Source organism: Serratia sp. CY40230 (assembly GCF_052168835.1).
Taxonomy (GTDB): domain Bacteria; phylum Pseudomonadota; class Gammaproteobacteria; order Enterobacterales; family Enterobacteriaceae; genus Serratia; species Serratia nematodiphila.
The window spans coordinates 185,083-203,290 of sequence record NZ_JBJNLX010000004.1; the positions used below are offsets into that span (position 1 = coordinate 185,083).

An 18,208-nucleotide genomic window follows, 5' to 3' on the forward strand; every position below is an offset into this window, starting at 1 on the left:
CGCAGCGCTCGCCGCGCCCTTCGGGGTTAGTCTTCGAGCAGCCACCACACCGCTTCGAACGGCCGCAGCGTCAGCGCCTGCGGCTGGTCTGCCGAGTCGCTGTAGTTGCTCATCAGCGGGCGCCACTGGGCGGAAGGCTCCACGCCCGCCGCCGTCCAGGCCTGCGGCTCGCGGCTCAGGTTGGCCACCACCAGCAGGCGCTGGCCGTTCCAGCTGCGCTGATAGCACCACAGTGCCGGGTGTTCCGGTGCCAGATCCTGATAGTCGCCGTGGGTCAGCAGCGGGTACTGCTTGCGCAGGGTGATCAGCTGGCGGTAGGCGTAAAACACCGAGTCGAGGTCGGCCAGCGCCGCTTCGGCGTTGATCTGCGGGTAGTTCTCGGCGCAGCCGATCCACGGCGTGCCGGTGGTGAAACCGGCGTGCGGCGCGGCGCTCCACTGCATCGGCGTACGGCCGTTGTCGCGCGATTTGTCGGCCAGGATCGCCAGCAGTTCGGCGTCGCTGCGGCCCTGAGCGCGCAGTTCAGCGTACATGTTCAGGCTTTCCACGTCGCGATACTGTTCAATGGCGCGGAAGCCGGGGTTGGTCATGCCAATCTCTTCACCCTGGTAGATATAAGGCGTGCCCTGCATGCCGTGCAGCACCATCGCCAGCATTTTGGCGGCCGGCAGCCGCAGTGCGCCTTCATCGCCGAAGCGTGACACGATGCGCGGCTGATCGTGGTTGCACCAGAACAGCGCGTTCCAGGCGCGGTTATGCATTCCTTGCTGCCAGTGGCGGAAGATCTGCTTCAGCTCCACGTAATCCGGCGCCGCCCGCGTCCATTTTTCGCCGCCGGCGTAGTCCACCTTCAGGTGGTGGAAGTTGAAGGTCATCGACAGCTCTTCGCCGCTCTGCGCCGCGTATTGCTGGCAATGCTCGAGCGTGGTGGAGGACATCTCGCCCACCGTCATCAGGCCGCGTGGCTGGAACACGTCGCGGCTCATCTCCTGCAGGAACTCGTGGATGCGCGGGCCGTCGGTGTAGAAGCGGCGGCCGTCGCCCTGGCTGTCGGACGGGAAATCCTGCTGTTTGGACACCAGGTTGATCACGTCGAGGCGCAGGCCGTCGACGCCTTTGTCCGCCCAAAACTGACACACTTTCTTCAGCTCTTCGCGCACCGGCGGGTGTTCCCAGTTGAGATCCGCCTGCTCGGCGGCGAACAGGTGCAGGTAGTACTGGCCGCTGTCGGCGTGCCACTGCCAGGCGTTGCCGCCGAACTTGGAACGCCAGTTGTTCGGCGGCGTATCGCCTTCGCCGTCGCGCCAGACGTAGAACTGACGATACGGGCTGTGGCGATCCTGTGCGGCCTTGAACCACGGGTGCTCGGTCGAAGTGTGGTTGAACACCATGTCCATCACGATGCGAATACCGCGCTGGTGGGCGGCGGCGACCAGCTGCTCGAAGTCCGCCATCGTGCCGTAAGCCGGATCGATGGCGCAGTAGTCCGCCACGTCATAGCCATTGTCCACCTGTGGCGACACGTAGACCGGCGTCAGCCAGATGGCGTCGACGCCCAGCTCCTGCAGATAGTCCAGCCGCCGCGTCACGCCGGCCAAATCGCCGTAGCCGTTGCCGGTGCTGTCCTGAAAACTCTTCGGATAAATTTGGTAGATGACGCCGTTCTGCCACCAGGGGGTTGGGTTGCTCATAGCTGTATACCTTTGAATCGTGACAACGAGCCTGCGCGAGCAGGCTCCTACATTCATATTGCGTCAATTAAACCGGCAGCTCGCCGCGCGCGGCCTTGCGTTTGTAGACCATGATGGTCAGCACCAGCGGGATGACGATCGCCACCAGAATCGCCAGCGAGTAAATCAGCCAGAACTGCGGTTTGATAGACAGGATGCCCGGCAGGCCACCGACGCCGATGCCGTTGGCCATCACGCCGTCCAGGCCGCAGATAAGGCCCGCGATTGCGGAGCCGATCATCGCGCACAGCATTGGGAAGCGGTATTTGAGGTTGATGCCGTACATCGCCGGTTCGGTTACGCCTAGGTAGGCGGAGATCGCCGCCGGCACCGAAATTTCACGCTCGTTGGCCTTGCGGCTGATGATGATGATGCCGAGCACCGCCGAGGCCTGCGCGATGTTGGACAGCGCAATCAGCGGCCACACCGGGGTGCCGCCCATGCTCTGGATCATCTGCATGTCGATGGCTAACGTGGTCTGGTGCACGCCGGTGATCACCAGCGGCGCATACAGGAAGCCGAACAGCGCGGCGCCCACCGGCGCGAAGCTGCCGGTCATCACCGATTTCACCGCCCAGGCGACGCCGTCGCCGATCATGCGGCCGAACGGCCCGATCAGCGCGTGCGCCAGGAACACCGCCAGCAGCAGCGAAACCACCGGCACCACCACCAGATAGAGATAGTCGGGGACGATCTTTTTCAGCCGGGTTTCGATCCAGCCCAGCGCCATGCCCGCCAGGATCGACGGGATCACCTGCGCCTGATAGCCGACTTTCTGGATCACGAACCAGCCGAAGTTCCACACTTCCGGCGTTTGCTGGCCGAGCAGGTAGGAGTTCATCAGCTGCGGCGACACCAGGGTGACGCCCAGCACGATGCCGAGCACCGGCGTGCCGCCCATCTTTTTCACCGTCGACCAACAGATGGCCACCGGCAGGAACATGAAGATCGCTTCACCCAGCAGCCACAGGAAGTCGTAAACGGTTTTCCACGCCGGGTGCATCTGCGCCAGCGTTTGGCCGCCGGACATCGGGATGTCGCCGATCACGTTGCGGAAGCCGAGGATCAGACCGCCGCTGATCAGCGCCGGCAGCAGCGGGAAGAAGATTTCGGCGAAGTGGGAGATGGTGCGCTCGGTCCAGGTCATGTTCTGGCGCGCCGCCACCTTGGCCTGTTCCTTGTCGGCCTCGTTGACGCCGGTGCTGGCGATCAGCGCCTGATAGTAGTCGCCGACGTCGGTGCCGATCACCACCTGGAACTGCCCGGCGTTGGTGAAGCAGCCTTTGACCATCGGCAGCTCTTCGATTTCTTTGGGGCTGGCCTTGCTGGGGTCATTGAGGACGAAACGCAGCCGGGTAATGCAATGGCTGACGGTGGCGATGTTCTCGCGGCCGCCGACCAAAACAATCAGGCGATCAATATCCTGCTGTTTTACTTTGCTCATTATGGGATACCTGCAGAGGTGTTGACTGAGTAATGATCAAAGCTTAGCCACTCGGCTTTTTGAATGAAATGGGAACGTTCCCGGTTTGGGGCGAGGATCACAAAATGACAAAAAATGGTCAACTTCTAAGCAGATCGTCAGGAAAGTTTGCTGGGCACCACCAGGCGGCGGATCCCCTGTTCGCCGCTGAGCTGCGCCAGCAGCTGCTGTGCGGCCAGCAGGCCGGCGCTGCCGTAGCCGAACTCCACCGACAGAGTGTCGGGGAACAAGAAGCTGAGCAGCGGGGTGTTGCCGATGGCGCATACCTGAATGGCGCGCGCCGGCTGCTGCTGCAGGTACTTGATCGCGCCGAGGGCGATGCTGTCGGAGGCGCAGATCAGCGCGCTGGTGTGCGCATCGATCACTTCGGCGGCGTGCTGGAAACCGCTCTGGTAACTCAGCTCGCCCAGCGTGGCGCGCGGCGTGAGCGTGAGGCGTTCACAGGCGTCGAGATAGGCCTGGTAGCGGCGCTGGCCGGTGGTGGCGTCGCTGAGCTGCACCCCCAGATAGCCGATATGCCGATGCCCCTGCCGGTACAGACGATCCATCAGCAGGTTCACCGCGCCGGCGTCGTCGTAGCAGACGGACGAGAAGCCGTCGTATTCGCGCACCATCACCACCATTTTTTCCTGCCACGGTTTGAGCATCGCTGCGGTCAGGCCGGTGAAGCCGAACAGGATCACGCCGTCGACGTTGCGCTGGCGCAGTACGTGCAGGTGCTCCTGCACCAGGCGGGTTTCGAACTGGCTCTCCATCACGATCGGGTCGAAGCCCTGTTGGTACAGCAGCGGCAGCATGGTGCGCACCGCCTGGTTCTCCGACGGCGAATCGAGACGGGAAACGATGATGCCCACCACCTTGTCGCTCTGGCCGCGCATGGCGCGCGCCGACTTGGAGGGGGTAAACCCTTGCTGACGGATCACCGCTTCCACCCGTTCGCGGGTTTGCGGGCTCACGCTGCCTTCATTGTTCAACACGCGTGAGACGGTGGATTTGCCTACGCCGCTCAGGCGCGCGATGTCCTTGATGGTCAGCCGGTTTTGCATGGTTTACTTTTCGTTGAGGTGGACAGGCGTAACATAATGGCCTGTAAAACAATGCCCGTCAGCATAGCTCATTTTCCCACGCGGATCTTGATGCAAAACGGGATTGTTGCACTGCGCTGAACGGCCGCTCCTGCCGCTCTGTTTTTCCCTTTACCGGAGGTTATACCCCATATGGACCCCGACCCGACTGCTTTAGACACTCACTCGGTTCTCCGGTAAAACCTCTCCGCCTGGCGCTGCTGTTTTACCGGTGAAAAACATCACGGTAACCGGTGGCGCGCGCTTCGTCGTTCGCTCCTGCTGCTGAAAAAAAGAATAAGGATCTGCGTTGGCAGAGGCTTTTTGGCGCATCCGCCATTCGCCCGGCCGATGACGATCCCCGTTTACCCGCTGCCGTGAGGCACCGGGCGACGAGGTGCGAACCATGAAACTGAAAAAACTCCCCCGTCAGCTGCTGGGCCTGTTCGCCCGCGGCCTTCCGCGCCGTTTGGTGCGCCGCGACAGCCTGCTGGACAGCGTCAGCGGCGCTGCGCGCGATATGCCTGCCGGCCTGGCGCAGCAGCGGCTGGAATGCGCCGCCGCAGAGACGATGCAGCTGTTTGAGCGTTTTCACAGCCACCCGGAAGGCATCACCGCCCATGAGGCGGAACAGGTGCGCCAGCGCTGCGGCGAGAACGTCATCGACGATCAGCAAAAAGAGGCCTGGTGGCAACACCTCTGGCACTGCTACCGCAACCCGTTCAACCTGCTGCTGACCGCGCTCGGCATGATCTCTTACGCCACCGAAGATCTCACCGGCGCCTTGGTGATCGCGCTGATGGTGCTGATCTCCACGCTGCTGAACTTCATCCAGGAGGCGCGCTCCAACCGGGCGGCCGACGCGCTGAAAGCGATGGTGAGCAACACCGCCACGGTGATCCGCAGCGATGCGCTCACCGGCAGGAGCGAGCATGTGGAGCTGCCGATCGCGCAGCTGGTACCGGGCGATATCATCAAGCTGGCGGCCGGCGACATGATCCCGGCGGATCTGCGCGTGCTGTCGGCCAAGGATCTGTTCATCAGCCAGGCGGCGCTGACCGGCGAATCGCTGCCGGTGGAAAAATCCGCCGCGCCGCAATTGCCGGCGGCCGATCCGCTCGACTGCCGGAACCTATGCTTCATGGGCACCAACGTGGTCAGCGGTACCGCGCTGGCGATGGTGATCGGCACCGGCGGCGGCACCTATTTCGGCCAGCTGGCGCAGCGCGTCACCAGCCAGGATGAGCAGCCGAACGCCTTCCAGAGCGGCATCAGCAAGGTCAGTTGGCTGCTGATCCGCTTTATGCTGGTGATGACGCCGATCGTGCTGCTGTTCAACGGCTACACCAAGGGCGACTGGTGGGAGGCGGCGCTGTTCGCGCTGTCGGTGGCGGTCGGGCTGACGCCGGAAATGCTGCCGATGATCGTCACCTCGACGCTGGCCAAAGGGGCGGTGAAACTGTCGCGCCAGAAGGTGATCGTCAAACGGCTGGACGCCATCCAGAACTTCGGCGCCATGGACATTCTGTGCACCGACAAGACCGGCACCCTGACCCAGGACAAGATCGTGCTGGAGCGCCATACCGACGTGTTCGGCGCCGGCAGCGAGCGGGTGCTGCGCTACGCCTGGCTGAACAGCTTCTACCAGACCGGGCTGAAAAACCTGCTCGACGTGGCGGTGCTGAGCTGCGCGGAGCAGAATCGTCAGCCGGAGGCGCTGCAAAACTACCGCAAGGTGGATGAGATCCCGTTCGATTTCGTGCGCCGCCGCATGTCGGTGGTGGTGGCCAAAGACAACGAGTATCACGAGCTGGTGTGCAAGGGTGCGCTGGAAGAGATGCTGGCGATTTGCAGCCACGTGCGCCACGAAGACGAGGTGATCCCGCTCAGCGAGGCGTTGCTGGCGCGCATTCGTCGCATCACCGACGATCTCAACCAGCAGGGGTTGCGGGTGGTGGCGGTGGCCAACAAGATCCTGCCGGCGCAAACCCATGAATACGGCGTGGCGGACGAGTCGGATCTGATCCTCGAAGGCTACGTCGCCTTCCTCGATCCGCCGAAGGAAAGCACCGCACCGGCGCTGGCGGCGCTGAAACAGAACGGCGTCACGGTGAAGATCCTCACCGGCGACAACGAGCTGGTGGCGGCCAAAGTGTGCCGTGACGTCGGGCTGGAGGCCGATCATCTGCTGCGCGGCAGCGAGATCGAGCAGATGGACGACGAGCAGCTGGCGCAGGCGGCGGCGCGCACCACGGTGTTCGCCAAGCTGACGCCGCTGCACAAGGAGCGCATCGTCAAACTGCTGCGCCGCCAGGGGCACGTGGTGGGCTTTATGGGCGACGGCATCAATGACGCGCCGGCGCTGCGCGCGGCCGATATCGGTATCTCCGTCGATTCGGCGGTGGACATCGCCAAGGAAGCGGCGGACATCATCCTGCTGGAAAAAAGCCTGATGGTGCTGGAGCAGGGGGTGATCGAAGGGCGCCGCACCTTCGCCAACATGCTGAAATACATCAAGATGACCGCCAGCTCCAACTTCGGTAACGTGTTCAGCGTGCTGATTGCCAGCGCCTTCCTGCCGTTCCTGCCGATGTTGCCGCTGCACCTGTTGATTCAGAACCTGATGTACGACATCTCGCAGATCGCCATCCCGTTCGATAACGTCGACGACGATCAGATCACCCAGCCGCAGCGCTGGAACTCCGCCGATCTGGGGCGGTTTATGGTGTTCTTTGGGCCGATCAGTTCAATCTTCGACGTGCTGACCTTCAGCCTGATGTGGTGGGTATTCAAGGCCAATACGCCAGAAATGCAGACGCTGTTCCAGTCCGGCTGGTTCGTGGAAGGGCTGCTGTCGCAAACGCTGATCGTGCACATGATCCGCACGCGCAAAATTCCGTTTATCCAGAGCCGCCCGTCCTGGCCGCTGTGCATCATGACGCTGGCGGTGATCGCCACCGGCATCGGCCTGGTGTTCTCGCCGCTGGCCAGCTTCCTGCAGCTGCAGGCGCTGCCGCTCGCCTACTTCCCGTGGCTGGTGCTGATCCTCGCCGGTTACATGGTGCTGACCCAGTGCGTGAAAGGCTGGTTCGTGCGCCGCTACGGCTGGCAATAACCCGTTCGCCCCCTCCGGCCGGGAGGGGGCAACTGTGATCCCGTCCGCTTTTTCACCGCAACGGTTGGACATCTGTTCTGTGCTGAGTCTTTATCTACAGCGTTGGCTGTTTTCCCCTGCGCCTTTCAAGCCACCGCGTTGTTGGCTGTACGCCCGCCCCCAGTTACTTAGCAGACCTAAGCGCCTGGGGATGCGGGCGCTTGCCGCCTAGCGGTGGTTTGAAATTCATTGGGGATATTTTGTTTTTTTCCTCTGAGGAATTTCCGATGCACAGACCTTTCCGTTATACGCTACTGGCTTCATCGTTATGGTTTTCTTGCGGCGCGCTGGCGCAGCCGGCGGGTGATTTGCCGCTGATGCCCTGGCCGCAGCAGGTGGACGTGACGCAACCGGCGGGCAAACTGATTTTGGATCACCGGCTGGCGTTAAGCCTCCAGGGCGACGATCTGGGCGACGCGCTGTCGCGTTGGCGCCAGCGCATCGAACTGCAGACCGGCTGGACGCTGGCGCCGAGGGAAGAAGCGAACGGCGCGGCGATCAAGGTGGTGATCAAGGATCGGGTGGCGGCGCAGCCACTGCCGGGCAGCGACGAAAGCTACCGGCTGGCGGTCACGCCGCAGGGAGCCACTCTGACCGCCAACACCCGCTTCGGCGCGCTGCGCGGCATGGAGACCCTGCTGCAACTGCTGCAGACCGATGGGCAAAACACTTTCCTGCCGCTGGTGGATATTCGCGACGTGCCGCGTTTTCCGTGGCGCGGCGTGCTGCTGGATTCGGCGCGCCATTTCCTGCCGCTGCCGGACATTCTGCGCCAGCTTGACGGCATGGCGGCGGCCAAGCTCAACGTATTCCACTGGCACCTGACCGACGATCAGGGCTGGCGCTTCGCCTCCGAGCATTACCCCAAATTGCAGCAGCAGGCCAGCGACGGCCTGTTTTACACCCGCGAGCAGATGCAGCAGGTGGTGGCTTACGCCACGGCGCGCGGCATTCGCGTGGTGCCGGAGATAGACATGCCGGGGCACGCCTCCAGCATCGCGGTGGCCTATCCCGATCTGATGAGCGCGCCGGGGCCGTATCGCATGGAGCGCGAATGGGGCGTGCATAAGCCGACGCTCGATCCGACCCGCGACGAGGTTTATCAGTTTGTCGACACGATCGTCGGCGAGCTGGCGGCGATCTTCCCCGATCCTTATCTGCACATCGGCGGCGACGAAGTGGACGCCAGCCAGTGGCGGGCGTCGCCGTCGATACAGGCGTTTATGCAGCAGAACGGGCTGGCGGATACCCATGCGCTGCAGGCCTACTTCAACCAGAAGCTGGAAAAGATCCTCGAGAAGCACCAGCGGCAGATGGTCGGCTGGGATGAGATCTACCACCCGTCGCTGCCGCGTTCGATCGTCATTCAATCCTGGCAGGGGCAAGACTCGCTGGGCGCCAGCGCGCAGGATGGCTATCAGGGCATTCTCTCCACCGGTTTCTATCTCGATCAGCCGCAAAGCACCGCCTATCACTACCGCAATGAAATTCTGCCGCAGCCGCTGGGGGGCGAAACGGCGGTGCAACCCGGCGAGCAGGCGCAAAGCTGGCGTTTCAGCATGCCGCGCCTGAAGGGCAGCGCGGTGGAAGGCAGCTTCACGCTGATCGAGGGCAAGCAGGGCTGGCGCGGCTTTATCGATTTCAACGGCAAATCGCGCCGCGCGGTGCACGATATCGTCTGGCGCACGCCGCAGCAGGTGACGTTCCGCGTCGATACCTGGATGGGCGACACACGGCCGGTGTTCACGCTGCAACAGGACAAGCTCAGCGGCTATACGCTGGTCGGCAACGTGCGTTACCCCACCCGCGGCGACAAGCTGGCGGCGGTGCCGGCGGGCAAGATGCCGGTGGTGCCGGGCGAGAAGGGGCAGGCCAACATTCTCGGCGGCGAAGCGGCGCTGTGGGCGGAAAACGTGCGCGCGCCGCTGCTCGATCTCAAGCTGTGGCCGCGCGCCTTCGCGGTGGCGGAGCGGCTGTGGTCGGCGCAGGACGTCACCGACGAAAGCAACATGTACCGGCGGCTGGCGGCGATCGACGCCTGGTCGGTGGTGTCGGTCGGCCTGCAGCAGCACGCGGAAACGGCGCGCGAATTCACACGCCTGAGCAACAGCGTGCAGATCGCGCCGCTGCAGATCCTGGCCGAGGCGGTGGAACCGGCGCAGTATTACACCCGCCAGCACCTGAAGTTCCAGGCCGGCAACTATCATCAGTTCGAACCGCTGAACCGCTTTGCCGATGCGCTGCCGCCGGAGAGCGAGGCGGTGCGCGACATGCATGCGCAGGTCGCGGCTTTGCTGAAGGATAAGCGCGATAAGGCGGCGGCGCAGGCGCTGCGCGAACGGCTGCAGCGCTGGCAGGCGAACGGCGCGGCGCTGCAGACGGCGATCGCGGGCAACCGCGCGCTGCGGGAGCTGGCGCCGGTGGCGCAGGACGTCGATGCTTTGGCCATGCTGGGCTTAACGCTGCTGGAGCGGTATCAGCAGGACAAACCGCTGAGCCGGGCCGAAGCAGAACAAGCGCAGCGCCGGCTGGATGCGGCGGCGCAGACGCGCGACGAAGTGGTGATTGCGGCGGTATACCCGCTGGAGGCATTGCTGCGGGGGCTCCAGCCGCAATGAAGCGGACGGGCTCGTATGAGCCCGGATCCCTACAGCTGCAGCGGCGGCAACTGGGTAAAAATGCTGACCAGCCCTTCGCCCCAGCCCTTGCGGATGGCGCTGAAGTACGGATGATCTTCGGTAATGCGGTATTGCCGGGTATGGCTGAAGCTGTCGCGCGGGTAGATCATCACGTCGAGCGGCAGCCCGACGGACAGGTTGCTGCGCAGGGTCGAATCCAGTGAAATCAGCGCGCATTGCATCGCTTGTTCCAGCGGCGTGTCGTAGTGCAGCACCCGGTCGATGATCGGTTTGCCGTATTTGCTTTCGCCTATCTGAAAATAGGGCGTGTCGCGGGTGGCTTCGATAAAGTTGCCTTGCGGGTAGATATGGAACAGCCGCATCTCTTCCCCGCTAATTTGGCCGCCGAGCAGTAGGTTGCAGCTGAAATCGGTGGTGCTGCCGCTTTGCTGCGCCTCGCTGTCGCGCTGGATCACCTCGCGCACCGTTTCCCCCACCAGCGTGGCGGCGTCGTAGAGGCTGGGAGCGTTGAGCAGGTTGGGGCGTTCGGCGTCCTTGCTGCGGTGCAACAGCAAACTGATGATGCTCTGGGTGGTCGCCAGGTTGCCGGCGCTTTGCAGCACCAGCGTGCGATCGCCGTCCTGTTGGAACACGTGCAGTTTGCGGAAGGTGGAAATATGATCCACCCCGGCGTTGGTGCGCGAATCGGACGCAAAGACCAGCCCGGACGACAAACGCATGGCCACACAGTAGGTCATACTACAATCCCTCAAAACAAGACCGGCACGCCGCCAACGCGCAGCGTGCCCGAAACATTTGCCATCGGCAAGCGGCTACTGGCCGGTTGGCATCATTTGTACGGCGGCGATGGCGCTCATGTCTTCGCAGCCGCCGCCCAACCGCATGCCGCGCACCGGGCAGGCGTCCAGATAATCGATGCCGACCGCCAGCTTAAGGTGCTGATTTGGCATGCGCGTATTGTTGGTCACGTCGAAGCTGTGCCAGCGTTCCTCCACCCACACTTCCGCCCAGGCATGGGTGGCGACATGGGTCGAGTCTTCGCTGTACAGGTAGCCGCTGACGTAGCGCGCCGGGATGTTCAGGCTGCGGCAGCAGCTCAGGAAGACATGCGTATGATCCTGACACACGCCGCTGCCGGCGGCGAACGCCTCGGCGGCGCTGTCTGTCACGCGCGTGGAGCCTGGGCTGTAAGGCATCTTCAGCAGCAGCTCGCCCATCAGATGTTCCAGGCCGCTCAGCACCGCCTGCGGTTGATGATAACGCAGGGCGAAGGCCTGAATGGCGTCATCGGGCTGGGTCAGCGGGCTATGGCGCAGAAATACCAGCGGCGACAGGTGCCCGAGCGCCCGATCTTCGACGCCGTCTTCAATTTCCACTTCCCCGAGCACCCGAATGGTGATGGCCTGATGCGGTTCATCGAGCGTCAGCACGTGCAGTACGTTGCCGAAGGCGTCGGTGGTGCGCACCGCGTCATCCGGCAACGACAGTTGCCAGGAGAGGATGCGCTGATGCGGCGAATCCTGCGGCGTCAGCCGCAGATATTGGGTGCTGCGCTGCACCGGCTGGGCGTAGCGATAATGGGTGTTGTGCTCAATATTCAGTTTCATTGCGCCTCCAGATAAGTGTGATGGATGCTTTCGGCGATGCCGTTCACCTGGCCGAGAAAGGCGCTCAACCACTCGCCCAGGCCGATCTTGTTCAGATCCTTCATGCTGCTGAAGCGTAGCTCGGCATGCAGGGTGTGCGCCAGACGTCGCGGTTGGTTGGCGCCGCCGCCGATCAGTTCCAATTGCTGCACCATGTCGCCGACGCAGGCCAGCAGTGAACGCGGGATTTCATTGCGCAGAATCATCAGTTCGGCGATGGTCTCGCGGCTCAACGGCTGCTTGTAGATGCTGTGGTAGGCTTCGCGCGCGCTCACCGCCCGCAGCAGTGTGTCCATGCGGTAATATTCGCGCACCGGGTCGCCGTCGATGTCCATCAGCGTGTTCTTCACCTCCAGCAGACGGGCGGTGCCGTCGGCCCGCTCCAGCAGGGTGCCGAGACGGATAAAGCGCATGGCGTCGCTGCGCAGCAGCGTGCCGAACATGGCGCCGCGAAACAGATGGGCGCGCTCCTTCACCCAGTCGAAGAAGGCATCGGCGCCCACCGAGCCGATGCCCTGGCGGCGGATCAGTTTCATCTCTATCCAGGTGGCGTTGATGCACTCCCAGACTTCGGATGACAGGCTGCCGCGCACCGCGTGGGCGTTGTTCCAGCCCATTTGCAGGCAGCTGAAGATGCTGCTGTGGTTACGGTTGTCGAGCGCGAAGAAACTGACCAGATTCGGCATCGTCAATTCCGGGTAGGCGGCGGCATACAGCTGGCCGGTGCCGGTCAGGTTGAGCGGCACCTGCAGATCCTGATCGCCGCCGTCGCGGATCGGCATCATCGATAGCTTGTTGGTGACGTCCAGCACCCGGGCGATGCTTTCCGCCCGCTCCAGATAGCGGGCCATCCAATAGAGTTCACTGGCGGTGCGGCTCAGCATAGGTCGTCCTCCAATACCCAGGTGTCCTTGGTGCCGCCGCCCTGCGACGAGTTCACCACCAGCGAACCTTCCGCCAACGCCACCCGGGTCAGGCCGCCGGGCACCAGGCGGATCTCCGCGCCGCTGAGGGCGAACGGCCGCAGATCGATATGCCGCGGCGCCAGACCGTCGTTGACGAAGGTCGGGCAGGTGGACAGCGCCAGCGTGTTTTGCGCGATATAATTCTGCGGGCGAGACAGCAGCAGAGCGCGGAAGCGGGCGAGCTCGTCCTTGCTCGCCGTGGGGCCGATCAACATGCCGTAGCCGCCGGCGCCGTGCACCTCTTTCACGACCATTTGTTCGAGGTTGGCCAGCACGTACGACAGTTCGTTTTTATGTCGGCACTGCCAGGTCGGCACGTTGTTGAGGATCGGTTCCTCTTGCAGGTAGAAGCGCACCATATCCGGCACGTAGGGGTAGATCGATTTGTCGTCGGCCACGCCGGTGCCGATGGCGTTGGCCAGTACCACATTGCCGGCGCGATACACCGACAGCAGCCCCGGTACGCCGAGCATCGAGTCCGGCCGAAACGCCAGCGGATCGAGGAAGGCGTCGTCCACCCGACGATAGATCACGTCCACTTTGCACGGCCCGGCGGTGGTGCGCATGAACACCGCGCCGTCCTTGACGAACAGATCGGCGCTTTCGACCAGCTCCACCCCCATCTGCTGCGCCAGGAAACTGTGCTCAAAATAGGCGCTGTTGAAGCGGCCCGGCGTCAGCACCACCACGGTGGGATCGTTGATGGGCGAGCTTTCGCGCAGCGTTTGCAGCAGGTGCGACGGGTAGCGCTCCACCGGCGCGATGCGTTGCCGGGCGAACAGTTCCGGATAGAGACGCATCATCATTTTGCGGTTTTCCAGCATGTAAGAGACGCCGGACGGGGTGCGCAAGTTATCTTCCAGCACATAGTATTGGCCGTCGCTGTTGCGGACCATGTCCACGCCGACGATATGCGCATAGATATCGCGATGCAGATCAACGCCTTGCATACAGGGTTGATACTGATCGTTGGCCAGCACCTGCTCCGCCGGAATGAGGCCGGCCTTCAGAATATGCTGCTGGTGGTAAATGTCATGCAGGAAGGCATTGAGCGCCTGTACGCGCTGGCGAATGCCGCGATCGAGCATCGCCCATTCGGCGGCCGGAATAATGCGCGGCACGCTGTCGAACGGGATCAACCGCTCGGCGCCGTCATCGTCGCCGTAGACGTTGAAGGTGATGCCCACCCGGTGAAACAGCAGCGCAGCCTCTTCCCGCTTGCGTTGCACGGCCTGGTGATCGGCCTGCTGCAGCCATTGCCAGTAGGCGTCGTAGTGGCCACGGTGTTTTCCCTCAGCCAGAAGCATCTCATCAAAAAACGGTGAAGTGGAAAGATTGATATTCAGCATCGTCACCTCGTCGACATTGCAGGCTGTCAATCAATCGAGCATAAAACGTGCCAAGGCGATAACGGGCGAAAATGGCGCAGAGCGAGGCTGCCGCGGCGAAAAACGCCCGTTTGCGGTGCAGATCTGGCGTGACGACGCCTTAATATAGGGCGAAATGGCGGTGGCGGTGAGCGCTGAAGGCGCAGGGACGGCAGGCTGTCGGGGCAGAGCAGAAATAAAAACGGCCAGCCGAAGCTGACCGTCATTCGCGTGCGCGTCGATTAACGACGCACGGCGATGGCTTCGATTTCGATCTTCACGTCTTTCGGCAGACGCGCCACTTCCACGCAGGAACGGGCCGGGAACGGCGCGCTGTGCTCGGTGAAGAAGGCTTCGTACGCGGCGTTGACGGTGGCGAAGTCGTTCAGGTCTTTCACGAACACGGTGGTTTTCACGATGTCGGCAACGCTCAGGCCGGCGGCTTCGACGATCGCTTTGACGTTTTCCAGCGACTGGCGCGCCTGAGCGGCGACGTCGTCGGCGACGGCGCCGGTTTTCGGATCGACCGGGATCTGGCCGGAAGTGATGATCATGCTGCCCAGATCAACGCCCTGCACGTAAGGACCAATGGCTGCCGGGGCGAGTTCAGTGCTGATGTTACGTGACATGTTTTCTCCTGATAAACGAGGATTGTTCTATCCAGAAATCCCATTATAGGGCGTCACCGGGAGAATAACAGCGCCATCTCCCGGCACCCATACCGGGCTTAGTCGGCCTGCAGCACCACCTGGTGCTCGAACTCTTTTTCGCAGTAGCGGCACTTCAGGTGCACTTCGCCGCCGCGCGATTTGACGCTGAAGCTCGACGCCACCGGCTCGCTGCGGCTGATGCAGTTGCCGTTCGGGCAGGTCAGCACCCCGTCGATGTGGTCCGGCAGGCTAAGGGTCAGCTTGCGCACCACTTCATAGTTGTCGATGCGGTTCACCGTGGCCTTCGGCGCGTACATCGCCAGCTGGTTGGCCTGCTGCTCGGTCAGGAAGGTGTTCTCGATCTTGATCAGATCCTTGCGGCCCAGCTCGTTGGAAGGCAGGTTCAGGCCGATGGTGATGCGCTGGTCGGTGGCGGTCAGCTTGAACAGCGTCAGCAGTTTGAAACCGATCTGCGCCGGAATGTGGTCGATCACCGTGCCGCATTTGATCGCTTCGACCTGCAGTTTGTTGTCGTGAGTCATGGCGGTTCCCCCTTAAAGAGCCAAATCAGCGTTGAGCACCAGCGCCAGCAGCGCCTGGCGGGCGAAGATGCCGTTGCCCGCCTGCTGGAAGTAGTAAGCGTGCGGCGTTTTATCCACGTCGGTGGCGATCTCGTCGATGCGCGGCAGCGGGTGCAGCACCTTGAGGTTGGCGCGCGCGCCGGCCAGATCCGCGGCGCGCAGCACGAACTGCGCCTTCACGTTGGCGTACTCGGACGGATCGAGGCGCTCTTTCTGCACCCGGGTCATGTAGAGAATATCCAGCTCCGGCACCACTTCTTCAATGCTGCCGTGCAGGCTGTACTCGATGCCTTTCTCTTCCAGCATTTTCAGGATGTAGGCTGGCATCGCCAGCGCGTCTGGGGCGATGAAGTAGAAGCGGTTGCCTTCGAACTTGGCCAGCGCCTGGGTGAGCGAGTGCACGGTGCGGCCGTACTTCAGATCGCCGACCATGGCGATGCTGAGGTTGCTCAGGCGGCCCTGGGTTTCCTGGATGGTGAACAGATCCAGCAGGGTTTGGGTCGGGTGCTGGTTGGCGCCGTCGCCGGCGTTGAGCACCGGCACGTTGCCGGAGAACTCTGAAGCCATGCGCGCCGCGCCTTCCTGCGGGTGGCGCATCACGATGGCGTCCACGTAGGTGCTGATCACCGAGATGGTGTCGGCCAGGGTTTCGCCTTTCTTGCCGAGCGAGGTGTTGCTGCCGTCGGCGAAACCGACCACCGAGGCGCCGAGGCGGTGCATCGAGGTTTCGAACGACAGGCGGGTACGGGTCGAGGCTTCAAAGAAGCAGCTGGCGATCACCTTGTGTTTCAACAGCTCCGGCTGCGGGTTGGCTTTCAGACCGGCGGCGGTGCGCAGCACCAGCTCCAGATCCTCGCGGCTGAGATCGTTAATAGAGATGATGTGTTTGTGATACAGCGGGTTGGCCATTTTTCACTCCTCCTCGACGCGTGCCCGTGGCGCGGGACTTTGGGATATTCTCAAGGCAAAAAAAAGCCCCTCAATGAGGGGCTTGAAACGATCGGTTTAGCAACAGGAGCAACAACGGCAGCTGGCCGCCGATAGGCAGTCGGTTTTGTCGATTGCGGCTAACAAAACAAACGTCGTTTTTCATGCTTTCTCCTGGCAAATTGTGGCGCATTATACTCGCGCTTTTCGCCACTGCAAGCGTTAAAACGCCGTTTTTTGCCGCCCCGCAATCGATTGGCCGGCGATGGCCGCCCGCTGGCTATTTGCTGACGCGATCGTAGTAGACCATGTCGGCGTTCAGCCCTTGTTGATAGCCTTTGACGTTGTCGCGCAGCACCACTTCGGTTTTGGCCTGATCGATAAACACGTACGGCGAACTGCGCTGCAGCTCCTGCTGCATGGCGGTGTACAGCGCGCGGCGCTTGGCCGGATCGGCTTCGGCCAGCGCCGCCAGCGTCTGCTGGTTCAGCTGCGGGATCTGCCAGCCGTTCAGCCCGGCCACCGTGCTGCTCTTGCCGTCGTTGTAGGCGAAGGCGCTGGCGTTGGAGTGGGCGTCGAAGTAATCCGGGATCCACAGGCGGATCGCCGCCTGATGCTGCCTGGCGCGCACGCGGGAGTAAACCTGGCTGCCCGCGGCCGGCAGCAGCTCGATCTTCACGCCGGCGGCGGCGAAGCTGCCCTGCAGCGCCTGCGCGATGGTGATGAACGGCGGTTTGTTCTCCACGTCCAGCGTAAAGGCGGCGTGGGTAATCCCCGCCTTGGCCAGGATGGCTTTCGCCTTGGCCGGATCGTAGCTGAACGGGTTGGTCTCCAGCGCGCCCGGCAGCCCGACCGGCAGGAAGCTCTGGTGCACGAAGTATTGTCCCTTCAGCAGCTCCTTCGTGATGCCTTGATAATCCACCAGGTAGCGCGCCGCTTCCCAGAAGGCCGGGTTGTTCAGCAGCGGATTGGCGCCGTTGCCGGTGTTGAACACCAGATAGTTTTGCTCGGCGGACGGGATCTCCAGCACCTTGACGCCCGGCAGGTTCTTCAGCGTGTCGGTCTGGTCGGCGCCCAGTTCGCGGGCGATATCGGCGTCGCCCTGCTGGACCAGCAGGCGGCGGGTGGCCGGGTCCGGCACGTTTTTAATGATGATGTTTTTCAGCTGCGGCTTGTCGCCCGGCGTGGTGGGATTGGCGTCCAGCACGATCGCCTGATGCGGCTGATAGACGCGCATCTTGAACGGGCCGCTGCCGGCGGAGTGCATCTTCAGCCAGGCGTTGCCGAAGTCGCCGTCTTTGACGTTGGCCAGCGCCGCTTTGCTGTCGACGATCGAGGCGATTGGCGTCGAGAGGATATTCAGCGCCACCGCCGGGCTGACATCCGCCGTCCAGCGCAGCTGCACGGTATGTTCGTCGATCTTCTTGAGCTGCGCGTCGATGTTGTCCGGCTGCCAACCGAGCACGTTGAGGATGAACGCCGGCGATTTGTTCATCTTGACCGCGCGGTTGTAGGAGAAGACCACGTCGTCGGCGGTCAGCGGGTTGCCGGAGGCGAACGCCGCCTGCGGCCGCAGTTTCACCGTCAGCGTTTTGGCCGCCGCATCGCTCTGCCAGCTTTCCGCCAGCACCGGCGCCACCTTGGCCGGATCGTCGCGATCCGCCTGCACCAGCCGCTGATACAGGCTGGGCACCGTCTGGATGCTGGAGAGTTCGTTGGCTTCCGCCGGATCGAGGCTGACGATGTCATCCAGCGATTGCACCACCACCAGCGTATTCGGCGGTGTGGCGGCTAACGCGGCGGCGGGCAGGGCGGCGAGCAGGAACAGCGGCAAGAGTTTGGCTTTCATCGGTGTATATCCCCTGAAGGCGCCGCAGAGCGGCGCTGAGAACGGTTTGTTATCGTTGGTTTTTACGGCGCGGGCGCCGTCGGCCTGTCACGGTAGAACCTTTACCGGTGGTGGGCAAAGGTCAATGCGCTATTTGATATTCCTGGAATATAT

At 62.8% G+C, this 18,208-nt stretch carries 13 protein-coding genes; 2 read left to right on the plus strand and 11 right to left on the minus strand.

Annotated features, from left to right (window positions below; genetic code table 11):
* Window positions 1–26 precede the first annotated feature (26 nt).
* From treC to treR, 3 genes are all read right to left on the minus strand, one after another.
* Window positions 27–1,691: an alpha,alpha-phosphotrehalase gene (gene treC, locus ACJ8IJ_RS15550; protein WP_197753491.1), complete on the minus strand. Its 1,665-nt coding sequence runs from the start codon at window positions 1,689–1,691 to the stop codon at window positions 27–29.
* 67 nt (window positions 1,692–1,758) lie between these two features.
* Entirely contained in the window at window positions 1,759–3,174 is a 1,416-nt protein-coding gene (treB, locus tag ACJ8IJ_RS15555) for a PTS trehalose transporter subunit IIBC (protein WP_004933394.1), read from the minus strand.
* Between the two features lie 137 nt (window positions 3,175–3,311).
* Window positions 3,312–4,259, minus strand: coding sequence for a trehalose operon repressor TreR (gene treR, locus ACJ8IJ_RS15560; protein ID WP_015376450.1), 948 nt, complete (start codon window positions 4,257–4,259; stop codon window positions 3,312–3,314).
* A 424-nt stretch (window positions 4,260–4,683) separates the two neighbouring features.
* Between treR and mgtA the strand changes: the two genes are divergently transcribed.
* Window positions 4,684–7,392 carry a magnesium-translocating P-type ATPase gene (mgtA, locus tag ACJ8IJ_RS15565; protein ID WP_442518774.1) on the plus strand — a complete coding sequence of 903 codons (2,709 nt, stop codon included), beginning with the start codon at window positions 4,684–4,686 and terminating at the stop codon, window positions 7,390–7,392.
* Window positions 7,393–7,658: 266 nt separating this feature from the next.
* Entirely contained in the window at window positions 7,659–10,049 is a 2,391-nt protein-coding gene (locus ACJ8IJ_RS15570) for a family 20 glycosylhydrolase (RefSeq protein WP_442518775.1), read from the plus strand.
* A 29-nt stretch (window positions 10,050–10,078) separates the two neighbouring features.
* Here ACJ8IJ_RS15570 and ACJ8IJ_RS15575 read toward each other — a convergent pair whose 3' ends face one another.
* From ACJ8IJ_RS15575 to ACJ8IJ_RS15610, 8 genes are all read right to left on the minus strand, one after another.
* Window positions 10,079–10,807 carry a proteasome-type protease gene (locus ACJ8IJ_RS15575; RefSeq protein WP_076740857.1) on the minus strand — a complete coding sequence of 243 codons (729 nt, stop codon included), beginning with the start codon at window positions 10,805–10,807 and terminating at the stop codon, window positions 10,079–10,081.
* 75 nt (window positions 10,808–10,882) lie between these two features.
* On the minus strand, window positions 10,883–11,677 hold the full coding sequence (locus ACJ8IJ_RS15580; RefSeq protein ID WP_004933384.1) for a transglutaminase family protein: 795 nt from the start codon (window positions 11,675–11,677) through the stop codon (window positions 10,883–10,885).
* Entirely contained in the window at window positions 11,674–12,600 is a 927-nt protein-coding gene (locus tag ACJ8IJ_RS15585) for an alpha-E domain-containing protein (protein WP_004933382.1), read from the minus strand. The genes ACJ8IJ_RS15580 and ACJ8IJ_RS15585 overlap by 4 nt, the downstream gene beginning before the upstream one ends.
* Window positions 12,594–14,030, minus strand: a complete 1,437-nt coding sequence (locus ACJ8IJ_RS15590) for a circularly permuted type 2 ATP-grasp protein (RefSeq protein ID WP_442518776.1) — start codon at window positions 14,028–14,030, stop codon at window positions 12,594–12,596. Before ACJ8IJ_RS15590 ends, ACJ8IJ_RS15585 begins: the two co-directional genes overlap by 7 nt.
* A gap of 260 nt (window positions 14,031–14,290) precedes the next feature.
* Window positions 14,291–14,677, minus strand: coding sequence for a 2-iminobutanoate/2-iminopropanoate deaminase (gene ridA, locus ACJ8IJ_RS15595; protein ID WP_015376455.1), 387 nt, complete (start codon window positions 14,675–14,677; stop codon window positions 14,291–14,293).
* Window positions 14,678–14,775: 98 nt separating this feature from the next.
* Window positions 14,776–15,240, minus strand: a complete 465-nt coding sequence (gene pyrI / locus ACJ8IJ_RS15600; protein WP_004933377.1) for an aspartate carbamoyltransferase regulatory subunit — start codon at window positions 15,238–15,240, stop codon at window positions 14,776–14,778.
* Window positions 15,241–15,252: 12 nt separating this feature from the next.
* Complete coding sequence (gene pyrB, locus ACJ8IJ_RS15605; protein WP_004933375.1) at window positions 15,253–16,188, minus strand: aspartate carbamoyltransferase; 936 nt, start codon at window positions 16,186–16,188, stop codon at window positions 15,253–15,255.
* Between the two features lie 298 nt (window positions 16,189–16,486).
* Complete coding sequence (locus tag ACJ8IJ_RS15610) at window positions 16,487–18,055, minus strand: ABC transporter substrate-binding protein (RefSeq protein ID WP_442518777.1); 1,569 nt, start codon at window positions 18,053–18,055, stop codon at window positions 16,487–16,489.
* Between the last annotated feature and the right edge of the window lie 153 nt (window positions 18,056–18,208).

Coding starts and splice junctions, on each gene's coding strand:
- treB (WP_004933394.1), bottom strand. CDS start 3,174: ATGAGCAAAGTAAAACAGCAGGATATTGATCGCCTGATTGTTTTGGTC.
- ACJ8IJ_RS15575 (WP_076740857.1), bottom strand. CDS start 10,807: ATGACCTACTGTGTGGCCATGCGTTTGTCGTCCGGGCTGGTCTTTGCG.
- mgtA (WP_442518774.1), top strand. CDS start 4,684: ATGAAACTGAAAAAACTCCCCCGTCAGCTGCTGGGCCTGTTCGCCCGC.
- ACJ8IJ_RS15580 (WP_004933384.1), bottom strand. CDS start 11,677: ATGAAACTGAATATTGAGCACAACACCCATTATCGCTACGCCCAGCCG.
- pyrI (WP_004933377.1), bottom strand. CDS start 15,240: ATGACTCACGACAACAAACTGCAGGTCGAAGCGATCAAATGCGGCACG.
- pyrB (WP_004933375.1), bottom strand. CDS start 16,188: ATGGCCAACCCGCTGTATCACAAACACATCATCTCTATTAACGATCTC.
- ACJ8IJ_RS15570 (WP_442518775.1), top strand. CDS start 7,659: ATGCACAGACCTTTCCGTTATACGCTACTGGCTTCATCGTTATGGTTT.
- treC (WP_197753491.1), bottom strand. CDS start 1,691: ATGAGCAACCCAACCCCCTGGTGGCAGAACGGCGTCATCTACCAAATT.
- ridA (WP_015376455.1), bottom strand. CDS start 14,677: ATGTCACGTAACATCAGCACTGAACTCGCCCCGGCAGCCATTGGTCCT.
- treR (WP_015376450.1), bottom strand. CDS start 4,259: ATGCAAAACCGGCTGACCATCAAGGACATCGCGCGCCTGAGCGGCGTA.
- ACJ8IJ_RS15585 (WP_004933382.1), bottom strand. CDS start 12,600: ATGCTGAGCCGCACCGCCAGTGAACTCTATTGGATGGCCCGCTATCTG.
- ACJ8IJ_RS15590 (WP_442518776.1), bottom strand. CDS start 14,030: ATGCTGAATATCAATCTTTCCACTTCACCGTTTTTTGATGAGATGCTT.
- ACJ8IJ_RS15610 (WP_442518777.1), bottom strand. CDS start 18,055: ATGAAAGCCAAACTCTTGCCGCTGTTCCTGCTCGCCGCCCTGCCCGCC.